General features: G+C 72.6%; 13 protein-coding genes. 6 read left to right on the forward strand and 7 right to left on the reverse strand.

Going from position 1 to position 13,853, the window contains the following annotated elements; translation table 11 throughout:
- Window positions 1-78: 78 nt before the first annotated feature.
- Together ABZ721_RS33645 and ychF are read right to left on the reverse strand one after the other, a co-directional pair.
- Window positions 79-2,724, reverse strand: coding sequence for a BTAD domain-containing putative transcriptional regulator (locus ABZ721_RS33645; RefSeq protein WP_358792582.1), 2,646 nt, complete (start codon window positions 2,722-2,724; stop codon window positions 79-81).
- A 166-nt stretch (window positions 2,725-2,890) separates the two neighbouring features.
- Entirely contained in the window at window positions 2,891-3,979 is a 1,089-nt protein-coding gene (ychF, locus tag ABZ721_RS33650; RefSeq protein ID WP_358792583.1) for a redox-regulated ATPase YchF, read from the reverse strand.
- 175 nt (window positions 3,980-4,154) lie between these two features.
- Between ychF and ABZ721_RS33655 the strand changes: the two genes are divergently transcribed.
- Complete coding sequence (locus ABZ721_RS33655; protein ID WP_358792584.1) at window positions 4,155-4,778, forward strand: DUF6542 domain-containing protein; 624 nt, start codon at window positions 4,155-4,157, stop codon at window positions 4,776-4,778.
- Here the strand turns inward: ABZ721_RS33655 and ppgK are convergent.
- Both ppgK and ABZ721_RS33665 read right to left on the reverse strand, forming a co-directional pair.
- The gene (gene ppgK, locus ABZ721_RS33660) at window positions 4,699-5,436 is read right to left on the reverse strand and encodes a polyphosphate--glucose phosphotransferase (RefSeq protein ID WP_358792585.1); all 738 of its coding nucleotides are present in this window, start codon (window positions 5,434-5,436) and stop codon (window positions 4,699-4,701) included. The genes ABZ721_RS33655 and ppgK overlap by 80 nt on opposite strands.
- A gap of 30 nt (window positions 5,437-5,466) precedes the next feature.
- Window positions 5,467-6,462: a 4-hydroxy-3-methylbut-2-enyl diphosphate reductase gene (locus tag ABZ721_RS33665; RefSeq protein ID WP_358792586.1), complete on the reverse strand. Its 996-nt coding sequence runs from the start codon at window positions 6,460-6,462 to the stop codon at window positions 5,467-5,469.
- A gap of 158 nt (window positions 6,463-6,620) precedes the next feature.
- Here ABZ721_RS33665 and ABZ721_RS33670 point away from each other — a divergent pair, with 158 nt between their 5' ends.
- The 4 genes from ABZ721_RS33670 (at window position 6,621) to ABZ721_RS33685 (ending at window position 10,342) form a co-directional block, all read left to right on the forward strand.
- Entirely contained in the window at window positions 6,621-8,036 is a 1,416-nt protein-coding gene (locus ABZ721_RS33670; RefSeq protein WP_358792587.1) for an APC family permease, read from the forward strand.
- 79 nt (window positions 8,037-8,115) lie between these two features.
- Entirely contained in the window at window positions 8,116-9,342 is a 1,227-nt protein-coding gene (xseA, locus tag ABZ721_RS33675; protein WP_358792588.1) for an exodeoxyribonuclease VII large subunit, read from the forward strand.
- 9 nt (window positions 9,343-9,351) lie between these two features.
- A complete protein-coding gene (locus ABZ721_RS33680) occupies window positions 9,352-9,573 on the forward strand; it encodes an exodeoxyribonuclease VII small subunit (RefSeq protein ID WP_358792589.1) in 222 nt (73 codons plus the stop codon).
- Between the two features lie 172 nt (window positions 9,574-9,745).
- Window positions 9,746-10,342, forward strand: a complete 597-nt coding sequence (locus tag ABZ721_RS33685; protein ID WP_358792590.1) for a malonic semialdehyde reductase — start codon at window positions 9,746-9,748, stop codon at window positions 10,340-10,342.
- Window positions 10,343-10,517: 175 nt separating this feature from the next.
- On the opposite strand, the gene ABZ721_RS33690 is transcribed toward ABZ721_RS33685, so the two are convergent.
- On the reverse strand, window positions 10,518-11,045 hold the full coding sequence (locus ABZ721_RS33690; protein WP_358792591.1) for a DUF4245 domain-containing protein: 528 nt from the start codon (window positions 11,043-11,045) through the stop codon (window positions 10,518-10,520).
- Window positions 11,046-11,233: 188 nt separating this feature from the next.
- Between ABZ721_RS33690 and glpX the strand changes: the two genes are divergently transcribed.
- On the forward strand, window positions 11,234-12,265 hold the full coding sequence (glpX, locus tag ABZ721_RS33695; protein WP_358792592.1) for a class II fructose-bisphosphatase: 1,032 nt from the start codon (window positions 11,234-11,236) through the stop codon (window positions 12,263-12,265).
- A gap of 126 nt (window positions 12,266-12,391) precedes the next feature.
- Here glpX and ABZ721_RS33700 read toward each other — a convergent pair whose 3' ends face one another.
- Together ABZ721_RS33700 and ABZ721_RS33705 are read right to left on the reverse strand one after the other, a co-directional pair.
- On the reverse strand, window positions 12,392-12,742 hold the full coding sequence (locus ABZ721_RS33700; protein ID WP_138358599.1) for a WhiB family transcriptional regulator: 351 nt from the start codon (window positions 12,740-12,742) through the stop codon (window positions 12,392-12,394).
- A 351-nt stretch (window positions 12,743-13,093) separates the two neighbouring features.
- Window positions 13,094-13,717 (reverse strand): DUF1707 domain-containing protein, encoded by a 624-nt coding sequence (locus ABZ721_RS33705; RefSeq protein WP_358792606.1) that lies wholly within the window; start codon window positions 13,715-13,717, stop codon window positions 13,094-13,096.
- Window positions 13,718-13,853: the final 136 nt, after the last annotated feature.

A 13,853-nucleotide genomic window follows, 5' to 3' on the forward strand; every position in this document is an offset into this window, starting at 1 on the left:
CGTAGTGGATGGTCGGCGCACACATTCGGTGCTGGATACAACCTTCCGGTGGGGCGCTGCCGTCCCGCTTACGTACCGCTAACGATCCGCTGACAGCCGCGTCAGCAGCTCCACAGCCCGTGCCGAACCCTCCGTGAAACCGACCGCGTCGGCCGTCGCCGCCGCACCTTTCAGCTGGTCAGCGGCCTCCTCGGAGCGCCCGAGCGCGGTCAGCGCCTCCGCGCGGACGATCTGCAGCTGGGCCCGTACGACGACCGCGTCGGGCGAGACGAGCTCCGCCGCCGACAGCGCGTGCGCGAGGGCCGCCTCGTACGCCTCGGTCGCGAGGCAGTGCCGGGCGAGGTGCTGGAGGGTGAGCACCTGCGTGGGGGGATGGCCGGTGCGGTCCGCGAGCGCGACCGCGTGGGTCATCAGGGCCTCCGCCCGGGCGTGGTCGCCGGTGTGGTCCACGACGACCCCGAGGTTCGCGTAGGCGATCGCCTCGCTGATCCCGTCGCCCGCCCGCGCGGCCAGCTCGGGTGCCTCCGTGAGGTGGACGAGGGCCTCGGCGTCGCGCCCCTGTTCGTGCAGCACCCAGCCCAGCAGCGCCCGCACCCGCGACTGGGCGTCCAGGTCGCGTTCGTGCTCCGCCGAGGCGAGCCCGGCCTCCAGGAGCGGCACCCAGCCGTCCCTGATCCGCCACAGCATCAGCGGCCACTGCGCGAGCACGAGCCGCCAGGCCCGGTCGTGCAGGCCCAGGGCGGCGGCTGCCGCGACCGCGCCCTCCAGGGCCGGGCGCTCCGCCTCGTACCAGGCCAGCGCCGCCGCCCGGTCCTCGAACTCCCGGGTGGCCGGGGGCCGCTGGAAGTCCGGCGGCAGCGTGTAGCAGGGCTGGGAGCCGGGTTCGGCGGCGGCATCCGCCGCCAGCCCCGTGTAGAGGTAGTGGTCCAGCAGCCGGTGCAGTCCCTGGGGGTCCGCCTGGGGCGCGAGATGGCGGGCGTACAGCCGCACCAGGTCGTGCGGCGCCCAGCGGCCGGGCACGGACTCGGTGAGCAGGTGGGCCGCGGCGAGGCGGTCCAGGTCGGCGGAGGCCTGCGCGGGCGACGTCCCGGCAAGCGCGCCCGCGGCGAAACGGTCCAGGTCGGAGCCGGTGTGCAGGCCGATCGCGCGGAACATTCGGGCGGCGGGCTCGGGCAGTTGCTGCAGCGTCAGGCGCAGCGCGGCCGAGACCCCGGTGTCCTCGATGTTCAGCAGCGCCAGGCACCCCTGCTCGTCGGCGAGTTCGCCGACCATCGCGTCGAGGGTCCACTGCGGCCGCTCGGCCAGCCGGGCGCCCGTCACCCGCAGGGCGAGCGGCAGCCCGTCGCAGAGCCCGGCCAGCCGCGCGGCGGCCGCCGGCTCCGCGGCGATCCGCTCCGCGCCCAGCACGCTGCGGAGCAGCGCCACCGAGTCGGCCGGCGGGAGGTGGCCGAGGGGGACGGGGCGGGCCGCGTCGGAGGCGACGAGGCCGCCGAGCCGGTCGCGGCTGGTGACCAGCGTCGTGCAGCGGTCCCCGCCGGGGAGCAGCGGGCGCACCTGCTCGGAGGAGCGCGCGTTGTCGAGGACGACGAGCAGCCGGCTGTCGGCGGTGAGGGAGCGGAACAGCGCTCCCATCGCGTCGGCCGTCTCCGGCATCCGCTGCGCCGGGGTACCGAGCGCCAGCAGGAACTCGCGCAGCACGGCGCCGGCGTCCGGCGCCGGGGTGTCGCTGAAGCCGCGCAGGTCGGCGAAGAGCCGACCGTCGGGGAAGTCGGTGCGGCGGTCGTAAGCCCAGTGCACGGCGAAGGCGGTCTTGCCGACACCGGCGGGCCCGGTGATCAGGCAGACGGGCGCGTCCCCGGCACCGGCGGCGCGGGTGAGGGCGGCCAGTTCCGCGTCCCGCCCGGTGAATCCGCGCGGCTGCCGCGGCAGTTGCTCGGGGACCGCGACGGGCGCCTGGGGGGCGGGCCGCTGGGCGGGCGCCGGCTCGGCGGAGCGCAGCAGCGTCGCGTACGCCTCGCTGAGCGCCTCACCGGGGTCCACGCCGAGCTCCTCGGCGAGCAGCCGCCGGGTGCGGTGGTACCAGCCGATCGCGTCCGACTGGCGTCCCGAGCGGCCCAGCGCCAGCATCAGCTCGGCCGCCAGCGTCTCCCGCAGCGGGTGCGCGACGGCCTCGGTGCGCAGCACCGCGGCGGCCCGCCCGTGCTCGCCGAGCTGCCCGTACGCGTGGGCGAGCGCCTCCACGGAGGCGAGCCGCCGCTCCTCCAGGGCGCCGGCCGCCGCCTCCAGCGGCCTGCTCTGCACGGTCCCGGTGAGCGCGGGCCCCTGCCAGAAGGAGAGCGCCTCGCGCAGCATCCGCACGGTGTCGGCGGGCCGGCGCTGCACCCCGGCGAGCGCGACGAGCTCCTCGAAGCGGTGCGCGTCGACCAGCGACTCCGGCAGCTGCAGCGTGTACGCCGTCCCCTGGGTGGTCAGCTCGATCCCGTACGCGGCCGCGCCGTGCTCGGCGAGCACCGCGCGCAGCCGGGAGACGTGCCCCTGCAGGACGGTCTTGGCGTGGGCGGGCGGCTCGTCCTCCCACAGGGCGTCGATGAGCTGGGCGACGTTGACCGGCGTGTTGGGCCGCAGCAGCATCATCGCCAGCAGGCTGGAGCGCTTGGCGGGCCCCAGCGCCACGTCCCCGTTCTCCGTGACGACGGCAACGGATCCGAGCAGCCGGAACTCCACCTGACACCTCCATGATCCCCGTCGCTCCGGCAACCGAGGATACGCAGCGGTAACCGCCCCCCGACACCACGCCTGCGGCCTCCGGTCCCGCGGACACAGCCCGGCCCACCGCCGCCCGGCCGTCGCGGGCGGTCAGCGGTGGGCCGGGTCCACGGCGGACGACCGGTCAGACGTTGAAGCGGAACTCCACCACGTCGCCGTCCTGCATGACGTAGTCCTTGCCCTCCATGCGGGCCTTGCCCTTGGCGCGGGCTTCGGGGATGGAGCCGCAGGCCACGAGGTCCTCGTAGGAGACGATCTCGGCCTTGATGAAGCCGCGCTGGAAGTCGGTGTGGATGACGCCGGCCGCCTCGGGGGCCGTGGCGCCCTTCTTGATGGTCCAGGCGCGGGTTTCCTTGGGGCCTGCCGTGAGGTAGGTCTGCAGGCCGAGGGTGTCGAAGCCGACGCGGCCGAGGACGGCCATGCCGGGCTCCTCCTGGCCCATGGACTGCAGGAGCTCGAGGGCTTCCTCGTCGTCGAGCTCGATCAGCTCGGCCTCGATCTTGGCGTTCAGGAAGATCGCCTCGGCGGGGGCGACCAGCGCGCGCTGCTCGTTCTTGAAGTCCTCGTCGGTCAGCTCGTCCTCGTCCACGTTGAAGACGTAGAGGAAGGGCTTGACGGTGAGCAGGTGCAGCTCGTGCAGGAGGCGGCCCTGCTCGGTGCCGGCGTGGATGCCGGCGGCGTAGAGGGTGCGGCCCTCTTCGAGGATCTTCTGGGCGTCCAGGACCGCGGCCAGGACGGCGGCCTTCTCCTTCTGGAGGCGGGCCTCCTTGGTCAGGCGCGGGACGGCCTTCTCGACGGACTGCATGTCCGCGAGGATCAGCTCGGTGTTGATGGTCTCGATGTCGTCCTTCGGCGAGACCTTGCCGTCCACATGGACGACGTTCTCGTCCTTGAAGGCGCGGATGACCTGGCAGATCGCGTCCGACTCGCGGATGTTCGCCAGGAACTTGTTGCCCAGGCCCTCACCCTCGCTCGCGCCGCGCACAATGCCCGCGATGTCGACGAAGTCGACCGTGGCGGGGAGCAGCTTCTGCGAGCCGAAGATCTCGGCGAGCTTGGCGAGGCGCGGGTCCGGGACGCCGACGACGCCGACATTCGGCTCGATGGTGGCGAACGGGTAGTTGGCCGCCAGCACGTCGTTCTTGGTCAGGGCGTTGAAAAGGGTCGACTTGCCGACATTCGGCAGACCGACGATTCCGATCGTGAGCGACACGTGGCGACTTCCCGTAACGAGAGGAGCGAGGGGGTGGAGCGGTCCAGGCAGACCGATCCACCAGTCTACGGGGCTCGCGCACGCCCGACCCGTCGCCGTCGAACAGGAGGGCAAGGACGCGGCAAAGGCGTGTCCTGAGCGGGTATGACCGGGGTCGTCCGCCTACTTTGAGTAGGTGGAGCAACACAGCGCGCGCACAGGCACCAGGGACGGCACCGGGAACAGCGGCGAAGACGCCGGAAAGGTCCCCCGGCTGCCCAGGCCCGCCCGCCCCACCGGCTCGGTGCGGGGTTCGGCGGTCTACCGCTCGGCACAGCGCGGCCCGCTGGGCTCGCTCGGGCCCGGCGTCACGGCGCTCGCCCGGGTGGTCAGGATCCCGCAGTTCCAGCCCCGGCTCACCGGGCTGGGCACGGGGCTGCTGACCATCGTGGTCACCGTCACCGGCGGCGCGCTGGACGCCCTGCTCTTCGACGGGCCCGGCGTCCTGTTCGGCCTGCTCTTCGTCGCCGTGTGCGTCGCGTCGGCCCTGTACGTGCGGCCGTACGACCTGGTGGCGGCGCCCATCGCCGGCCCGATCGCGTTCGCCACCGCCATCGCGCTGACCGGCGACGACAACGGCGGCGGCTTCGTCGGGCACCTGCTCGGCATGTTCACCGGACTGGCCCTGCTGACCGGCTGGCTCTACACCGGCACGCTGCTCGCCGCCGCCATCGTCGGCGTCAGAGCTTTGCGGCGCTCATGGCGGCGCCGACGATCCCCGCGTTGTTCTGCAGAGCGGCCGGGACAATCTCGGCGCTGATCCCCTCGATCAGCGGCAGGAACTTCTCCGCCTTGCGGCTCACCCCGCCGCCGATCACGAACAGCTCAGGCGAGAACAGCATCTCGACGTGCGCGAGGTACTTCGTCAGCCGGTGCGCCCAGTGCTCCCAGCTGAGGTCGTCGTCCTCGCGGGCCTTGACCGAGGCGCGCTTCTCCGCGTCGTGGCCGTGCAGCTCCAGGTGGCCCAGCTCGGTGTTGGGCAGCAGCTGCCCGTCGACGAAGACGGCGCTGCCGATGCCGGTGCCCAGCGTCAGCAGGATCACCGTCCCGCCGCGGCCCCGGCCGGCGCCGAAGGTCATCTCGGCGACGCCGGCCGCGTCCGCGTCGTTCAGGAGGGCCACCGGCATGCCGAGCCGCTCGGAGATCAGGGCGCGGGCGTCCTTGCCGATCCAGTTCGAGTCGACGTTGGCCGCCGTCCGGGTCACGCCGTCCACCACGACGCCGGGGAAGGTCACCCCGACCGGCCCCGACCAGTCGAAGTGCTCCACGACCTGCTGGACGCCGTCGAGCACGGCCTCGGGGGTCGCCGGGTGCGGGGTGGAGACCTTGCAGCGCACGTCCGCCAGATCACCGCGCTCCAGGTCTACCGGTGCGCCCTTGATTCCTGTCCCGCCGATGTCAACGCCGAACACGTTCATGACCTCCACGCTAGGCGTGAACCGTTCGGTTCACCCCCTGGCAGATGCCCCGGGGGCGGTCTCCGCACGCAGGTCACGCCGCAATTCCTTGGGCAGCGAGAAGACGATGCTCTCCTCCGCCGACCGGAGGATCTCCACGTCGGCGAAGCCGCGCTCGGCCAGCCAGTCCAGCACGCCCTCGACGAGGATCTCCGGGACGGAGGCGCCCGAGGTGACGCCGACCGTGGTCACGCCCTCCAGCCACGCCTCGTCGCACTCGTCGGCGAAGTCCACCAGGTACGAGGCCCGGGAGCCGGCCTGCAGGGCGACCTCGACCAGCCGGACGGAGTTCGAGGAGTTCTTGGAGCCGACGACGATGACCAGTTCCGCCTCCGCGCCGATCTGCTTCACCGCGACCTGGCGGTTCTGCGTGGCGTAGCAGATGTCGTCGCTCGGGGGGCTGATCAGGTTGGGGAAGCGCTCCTTGAGGGCGTCGACGGTCTCCATCGTCTCGTCCACGGAGAGCGTGGTCTGCGAGAGCCAGACGACCTTGTTCTCGTCGCGCACCTCGACGTTGGCCACGTCGGCGGGGCCGTCGACGAGCGTCATGCGCTCGGGGGCCTCGCCCATGGTGCCGACGACCTCTTCGTGACCCTCGTGGCCGATCAGCAGGATGTCGTAGTCCTCGTTGGCGAACCGGACGGCTTCCTTGTGCACCTTGGTGACCAGCGGGCACGTCGCGTCGATCGAGGCCAGGCTGCGCTGGGCGGCCTCCTCGTGGACGACCGGGGCGACGCCGTGCGCCGAGAAGATCACGATGGCGTTCTCGGGCACCTCCTCCGTCTCGTCGACGAAGATCGCGCCCTTCTTCTGGAGCGTCTGCACGACGTACTTGTTGTGGACGATCTCCTTGCGGACGTAGATCGGCGCCCCGTACTGCTCCAGCGCCTTCTCGACGGTGATCACAGCGCGGTCCACGCCTGCGCAGTATCCGCGGGGGGCCGCGAGCAGGACACGTCGGGCAGTCGTAGCAGTCATGCCAGCCATGGTACGGGGCCGCCGAACGCTTCGAGGAAGGCCGCTCGGCCGCGCGGCGGCGGGTCCCCTCCGGTCCGCGGCGGGCGGGTCCGTCCGGTCCGCGGCGGGCGGGTCCGTCCGGCCGCGCTCCGCTCGTGGGGGCGGCGCCGTTCCCGCAAGCTGGGCGCATGAGCGCACCGAGCCCCGCTCCCGCCCCCGCTCCCCCGCCCGGCACGGCCCGCGCGAAGGACGGCGACGGCACCCTGCGGCGCAGCCTGAGCCTGCGCGACCTCGTGGTCTACGGGCTGCTGTTCATCGCCCCCATGGCGCCCGTCGGGGTGTTCGGCGCGCTGGACGCCAAGTCGCACGGGGCGGTCGCGCTCGTCTACGTCTTCGCGACGGCCGCGATGGCGTTCACCGCGTTCAGCTACGCCCAGATGGTGCGGGTCGTCCCGCAGGCCGGATCCGTCTTCGCCTACGCGCGGGCCGGGCTCGGCGAAGGGCCCGGCTTCATCGCCGGCTGGATGGCGATGCTCGACTACCTGCTGATCCCCGCGGTCGCCTACCTCTTCTCCGGGATCGCGCTGCACGCGCTGGTCCCGTCGGTGTCGCAGTGGGTGTGGACGACGATCGCGGTCGTGGTGACGACCGGCCTCAACCTGTGGGGGGTGCGGGCCGCGGCGGCGGTCGGCTTCCTGGTGCTCGCCCTGGAGATCGTCGTCCTGCTGGTCTTCGTGGTCTGCGCCGTGGTGGTGCTCGGCACGGACGGGGCGCAGCGCGGCTGGGCCTCGCCCTTCACCGGCCAGGGCGCGTTCTCGCTGGGGGCGGTGCTGGGCGCGGTGAGCGTGGCGGTCCTGTCCTACCTGGGGTTCGACGCCATCGCCTCCTTCGCCGAGGAGGCGGCGGGCGGCTCGGCGAAGGTGGCGCGGGCGGTGCTGTTCTGCCTCGTCCTGGCGGGGGTGCTGTTCATCGTGCAGACGTACCTGGCGGCGCTGCTCGCCCCGATGTCGGCGGCCGAGCTGGCCGCGAAGCCGGCCGGACAGGGCTCCGCCTTCTACGACACGGTGGACTCGGCCGTCGGGGGCTGGCTGCACGACCTCGTCGCCGCCAGCAAGGCGATCGGCGCGGCCTTCGCGGCGCTCGCCGGGCAGGCCGCGGCGGGCCGGCTGCTCTTCGCGATGGCCCGCGACCGGCGGCTGCCGGGGCCGCTGGCCAAGGTCGACGCCCGCAGCGGCGTGCCCCGGCGGGCGCTGCTCCTCGCGGCGGTCGTCACGCTGGTCGCCGCCGTCTGGGCGGCCCGCCGCGACGATGGTCTGGACCGGCTCGTCTCGGTCGTCGACATCGGCGCGCTGACCGCCTTCTCGCTGCTGCACCTGTCGGTCGTCGGCTGGTTCGCCGTCCGCCGCCGGGAGGGGCCGCCCGACGTGCTGCGGCACATCGTCGTGCCGCTGCTGGGGCTCGCGATCACCGTCGCCGTCATCGTCGAGGCCGCGGGCTCCGCCCAGGTCGTCGGCGCCCTGTGGCTGGCCGCGGGGCTGGTCGTGCTCGCCGCACAGTTCTCCCGGCGGCGAACGGCCGACCGGGACGGCCCCTCCACGGGCTGAGCGCGGCCGGACGAGCGCGGCAGGCTGAGCGCGGCCGGAAGCCGGTCCCGCTGTCGGCGGCGGCCGATACGCTCGGGACATGGCTCTGAGTACGTCGGCGGACACGCCGATCCCCGTCGGCGAGGTCTCCCGGCTGATCGGCGGCTGGGTGGACCGGCTCGGCGCTGTCTGGGTGGAGGGGCAGATCACGCAGCTGTCGCGGCGCCCGGGCGCGGGCGTGGTCTTCCTGACGCTGCGCGATCCGTCGCACGACGTGTCGATCTCGGTGACGTGCTTCCGGGCGGTGTTCGACCAGATCGCCGACGTGGTCGGGGAGGGCGCCCGCGTCGTGCTGTTCGCCAAGCCCGAGTGGTACGGACCGCGCGGGCAGCTGTCGCTGCGCGCGACGGAGATCCGGCCGGTCGGCGTCGGTGAGCTGCTGGCCAGGCTGGAGCAGCTGAAGCGGACGCTGGCGGCGGAGGGCCTGTTCGCGCTGGACCGCAAGCGCCCGCTGCCCTTCCTCCCGCAGTGCGTCGGGCTGGTGACCGGCCGCGCCTCGGCGGCGGAGCGCGACGTGCTGGAGAACGCGCGGCTGCGCTGGCCCGCCGTCCGCTTCGAGGTGCGCAACGTGCCCGTGCAGGGCGCGCAGGCGGTGCCCCGGGTGGTGGAGGCGGTGCGCGAGCTGGACGCGCGGCCCGAGGTCGACGTGATCATCGTCGCGCGCGGCGGCGGCAGCGTGGAGGACCTGCTGCCGTTCTCCGACGAGCAGCTGGTTCGGGCGGTGGCCGCGTGCACCACCCCGATCGTGTCGGCGATCGGACACGAGCCCGACTCGCCGCTGCTGGACCTGGTGGCGGACCTGCGCGCCTCGACCCCGACGGACGCGGCGAAGCGCGTGGTGCCGGACGTGGGCGAGGAGCTGACGCGGGTGGAGCACCTGGGGCAGCGGGCGCTGCGCGTGGTGACCGGCCTGCTGGACCGCGAGCAGCGCGGGCTGGACGCCGCGCTCAGCCGGCCGTCGATGGCCCGGCCGCACACGATGGTCGAGCAGCGCGAGGAGCAGGTCGACGCGCTGCTGGAGCGCAGCCGCCGGACGCTGCGGCACCTGCTGGAGCGGGCGGACGGCGAGCTGGAGCACACCCGGGCGCGCGTGGTGGCCCTCTCCCCCGCCGCGACCCTGCAGCGCGGCTACGCGGTGCTGCAGCGGGAGGACGGCGCGGTGGTGCGCGGCCCCGATGACGTGGCGCCGGACGAGGAGTTGCGGGCCCGGGTCGCCGGCGGTGCGTTCCTGGTGAAGGTCGCCGGACCTGTCGTACCTCCGGCCTAGGCTGGGGGCATGGCAGAACAGGACACGCTGGGATACGAGCAGGCCCGGGACGAGCTGGTCGACGTGGTGCGCCGGCTGGAGGCGGGCGGCTCGACGCTGGAGGAGTCGCTGGCGCTCTGGGAGCGCGGCGAGGAGCTCGCGCGGGTGTGCCGGCGGTGGCTGGAGGGCGCGCGGGCCCGGCTGGACGCGGCGCTGGCCGAGGAGACGGACGAGGAGTCCGTCGTCGAGTGACGCGGCGGCCGCGCGGCGGCGGTCGACCCCGGGTGGAGCGGCGATGGAACGCGCCCGGATGTGACGAGCGTCACGCCGGAGTCAGGAATGGTTGAACTTTCACACAGGTTGATGAGAGTGTTCGCGACGTGCCCGATCGGCGCAAATGCCACGATTCCTTAAGAGGTTCCCCATGACTCTCGTACTCGACGCCGCCGCCCAGGACCTGCTCTTCCGTGAGGCCCGCACGGCCAACACCTTCACCGACGAGCCCGTCACCGACGAGCAGATCCAGGCGATCTACGACCTCGTCAAGTACGCGCCGACCGCGTTCAACCAGCAGCCGCTGCGTATCGTCCTGGTGCGTTCCGCCGAGGGCCGCGAGCGCCTCGTGAAGCACATGGCCGAGGGCAACCAGCCGAAGACCGCCGCCGCCCCGCTGGTCGCGATCCTCGCCGCGGACAACGAGTTCCACGAGGAGCTGCCGACGCAGTTCCCGCACTTCCCGCAGGCGAAGGACCTCTTCTTCTCCGAGCGCTCCGTCCGCGAGCAGGCCGCCACCCTCAACGGGTCGCTGCAGGCCGGCTACTTCATCCTGGGCATCCGCGCCGCCGGCCTGGCCGCCGGCCCGATGACCGGCTTCGACGCCGCGGGCATCGACAAGGAGTTCTTCCCGGAGGGTGACCACTCGGTCCTCGCCGTCGTGAACATCGGCAAGCCCGGCACCGACTCCTGGTTCCCGACGCGCAGCCCCCGCCTGGCCTACGACGAGGTCGTCACGACCGTCTGATCGCCGGCTGATCGCGGCCTGCCGGCCGGCTGATCCTCCCGCACACCCCCCGAACGCCGGGCGCCCTTCACGGGCCGCCCGGCGTCCGTGCGTCCGCGCCGGAACGCCCGCCCTGGAACGCCCCCGGAACGCCCGCCCCGGAACGCCCCCCGGAACGCCCGCTCGAAACGGCTCGTCAGGACGCTTTGAGCGCGGCCGCCAGTTCGGCGAGCTCCTCGTCCGGGGCGGTGCCGGTGACCATCGTGGTGACGCCCTTCTCCACCCGCACCAGGGCGTTGTACTTCGGGCCCGCGTACCGGTCCCACGGCACCCCGGCGACGTCGACCGTGCGCTTGCCGTCCCGCACCGCGCGCTTGCTCTTCTCCGCGATGAACTTCGCCGACGGGCCGTTGCCCTGCTCGACGGCCGCGTACTCGTCCTGCGGGTCGACGAAGCCCAGGTGCCACTCGACGGCCTTGGCGTCCTTGCCGTCGTACGTGACCGTCGTCGCGCGCCAGTCCTTGCCGAGCCCCTCGGGCGCGGCCACCGGGAAGGGCGCGTCGCGCCGGGCCTGGCTCAGCTCCGTCTCGAAGCCGATGGGCACGACCGGGTCCGCCTTGGTGTCGTGCGGGATGAACACGTAGATCACCGCGACGACGACGCCGAGCACCGCCATCGACAGCAGCAGGTCCCACAGGGTCTGATTGCCACGCTTGTTTGCCACGCTCCTATGGTCCCCCATGCCGGCGACGGCCCCGGCCCGGGGGTCGGCCGGGCCGGCGGGCGGGCGGCGGCCGTGCGGCGCCTGGGGAGGCCGCTCATGTGACGTGCGCCCTGCTCATACTCGCGGCGAACCGATAAGGTCACAGCACCCTCTTTTCCGGCCGTCCTCGTACAGAAAGGTGCGCTGTGATGACCGAACAGCATTTGCCGCCCCAGCTCGAAGTGAGTCCCGAGGCCCCTGATCGCAACCTTGCCCTGGAACTCGTCCGGGTGACCGAGGCCGCCGCCATGGCCGCCGGTCGCTGGGTCGGCCGCGGTGACAAGAACGGCGCGGACGGCGCCGCGGTGAAGGCGATGCGCACGCTCGTCTCCACCGTCTCGATGAACGGCGTCGTCGTCATCGGTGAGGGCGAGAAGGACGACGCCCCCATGCTCTACAACGGCGAGCGGATCGGCGACGGCACCGGTGCGGAGTGCGACGTCGCCGTGGACCCCGTCGACGGGACGACGCTCACCGCCAAGGGCATGTCCAACGCGGTGGCCGTGCTCGCCGTGGCCGACCGCGGCACGATGTACGACCCGTCGGCCGTCTTCTACATGGAGAAGCTGGTCACCGGCCCCGAGGCCGCCGACTACGTCGACATCATGGCCCCCGCGTCGGTGAACATCCGCCGGGTCGCGAAGGCCAAGCACAGCGCGCCCGAGGACGTCACCGTCATGGTCCTCGACCGGCCCCGCCACGACGGGCTGGTCAAGGAGATCCGGGAGACCGGCGCGCGGATCAAGTTCATCGCCGACGGCGATGTCGCGGGCGCCATCATGGCCGTGCGCGACGGCACCGGCGTGGACATGCTGATGGGCATCGGCGGCACGCCGGAGGGCATCATCGCCGCCTGCGCCATCAAGTGCCTCGGTGGCACGATCCAGGGCCGGCTGTGGCCGAAGGACGACGCCGAGCGGCAGCGGGCGATCGACGCGGGCCACGACCTGGACCGCGTGCTGCACACCAACGACCTGGTCAGCGGCGAGAACGTGTTCTTCGTGGCGACCGGCATCACGGACGGCGAGCTGCTCCAGGGCGTCCGCTACCGCGCCGAGACCGCCACCACCGAGTCGCTGGTGGTGCGCTCCAAGTCCGGCACGATCCGGCAGATCTCCTCCACGCACCGCCTGTCGAAGCTGCGCGCGTACAGCGCGATCGACTTCGACCGCGCGCGCTGAGCAGCACGCCGAACCGCGTGCCGGAAGCCGCGCCGAGCACCACGCCCGGAGCCCGGCAGGACGGTTGAGCACGCCAACGGGCCGGGCCCGCCGACCGAAGTCGGCGGGCCCGGCCCGTTGGCGCGTTCAGCCGGCAGCGGCGATCCGGTCCGTCCGCGGCAGCTCCGCCTCACGGCGGCGCCTGCGGGCGAGTACGACCCGGCGTTCAGCGGCGGTCAGACCGCCCCACACGCCGTACGGTTCGGGCTGCCGCAGTGCGTGCTCCCGGCATTCCAGCATCACCGGGCAGCGGGCGCACACCCGCTTCGCGTTCTCCTCACGGGACAGCCGCGCCGCTGTCGGCTCTTTGGACGGGGCGAAGAACAATCCTGCCTCGTCACTGCGGCACGCCGCCTCCGAGTGCCATGGGCCTGCCAGATCCCGTGGGTGACTCGGCGGGAGGGCAGTGTCCTTGACGGGCTCGATCGGTTGAAGCACGGGATACTCCTGACGACGGCTCGGCGTTTGTCACCCTTGCCCGTCACCGCGGGTGAGCTCCACGCGTGCTGTTCCAGGGGGTCGCAACGGGGAGGAACCAGGCGGGTGACGTGGTCGAAGCCCTACCCGCTGTGCGCGTGTTCATGCGGACCGTGTTCGCCGCCAGGGCCTCTCAGTCGAACATTCGTGCGACTCAAGCGCGCATTGCCGATAGTCCGATCCGAACCACCGAACAACAGGCCTGATGAACACTGGGCGGTGGCCAAAACCAGTCGGCGTGCGCCGGGCGTAAACCCGCACCATGCATGGCGTGAACGCGCGGCATGAAGCGGGAGTGGGACGCCCGGATACCTACCCGTCGATGCGCTTGTTGATCCATTCCTTCAGGCGTTTGCCGCGCTTCGCCTTCGCGTCGACGCCACCGAAGATGGCGGCACCCGTGACGATGACGACCGGTGCGTTCGGGTCCGGCGCCTCGTAGGTCCTGACCTCGAAACCGCCGAAGATTCCCGTACCACTGCCACGCAGAGTGACGTTCTCCGGGACGCGTACTTCGACGCCGCCGAAGATCGCGGTGGCGTTGATGACGATCTGCTGGTGCTGGAAGACGGCCTCGGTCAGGTCGATCTCGACGCCGCCGAAGCAGGCGAAGGCGTTGGTGCGCCGGCCGACGAGCCAGCGGCCCTTCCGGGTCGCGCCGCCGAAGATCGCCACCAGGTTGTCCGCCACGACGGGCAGGGACGGGTCGGCCATCGGCGCGAGCGGCCGCGGCCCGCTCTCGCGGGTGGCGGGCAGGTCCCGCACCAGCGGTTCCAGCTCGCCCAGGGTCTTGGCGGCGTACACCTGGTCCAGGCGCTCCGAGTGCTCCTCCGCGCTCAACCGGCCCTCGGCCAGGGCGTCGCGGAGGATGTCGGAAATGCGGTCACGGTCGGCATCGGACGCGCGCAGCTCCGCTTCGGTGGTCGGCTTGTGCATCGGCACCGGCTGCTGCGACTTCTTCTGGAGCTGCGATTCATCCACCCGCCTACCGTACACAAACGCGATAGATCGCGACTAGGGCCTGTCCCCGAACCGGTGAGCCGCACCTCACAGCGAACGGGTGCCGGACGGG

The sequence above is a fragment of the Streptomyces sp. NPDC006733 genome (genome assembly GCF_040636125.1).
Classification (GTDB): Bacteria; Actinomycetota; Actinomycetes; order Streptomycetales; family Streptomycetaceae; genus Actinacidiphila.

Coding starts and splice junctions, on each gene's coding strand:
- ppgK (WP_358792585.1), bottom strand. CDS start 5,436: ATGAACGTGTTCGGCGTTGACATCGGCGGGACAGGAATCAAGGGCGCA.
- ABZ721_RS33665 (WP_358792586.1), bottom strand. CDS start 6,462: ATGGCTGGCATGACTGCTACGACTGCCCGACGTGTCCTGCTCGCGGCC.
- ABZ721_RS33670 (WP_358792587.1), top strand. CDS start 6,621: ATGAGCGCACCGAGCCCCGCTCCCGCCCCCGCTCCCCCGCCCGGCACG.
- xseA (WP_358792588.1), top strand. CDS start 8,116: ATGGCTCTGAGTACGTCGGCGGACACGCCGATCCCCGTCGGCGAGGTC.
- ABZ721_RS33680 (WP_358792589.1), top strand. CDS start 9,352: ATGGCAGAACAGGACACGCTGGGATACGAGCAGGCCCGGGACGAGCTG.
- ABZ721_RS33685 (WP_358792590.1), top strand. CDS start 9,746: ATGACTCTCGTACTCGACGCCGCCGCCCAGGACCTGCTCTTCCGTGAG.
- glpX (WP_358792592.1), top strand. CDS start 11,234: ATGACCGAACAGCATTTGCCGCCCCAGCTCGAAGTGAGTCCCGAGGCC.
- ABZ721_RS33705 (WP_358792606.1), bottom strand. CDS start 13,717: ATGCACAAGCCGACCACCGAAGCGGAGCTGCGCGCGTCCGATGCCGAC.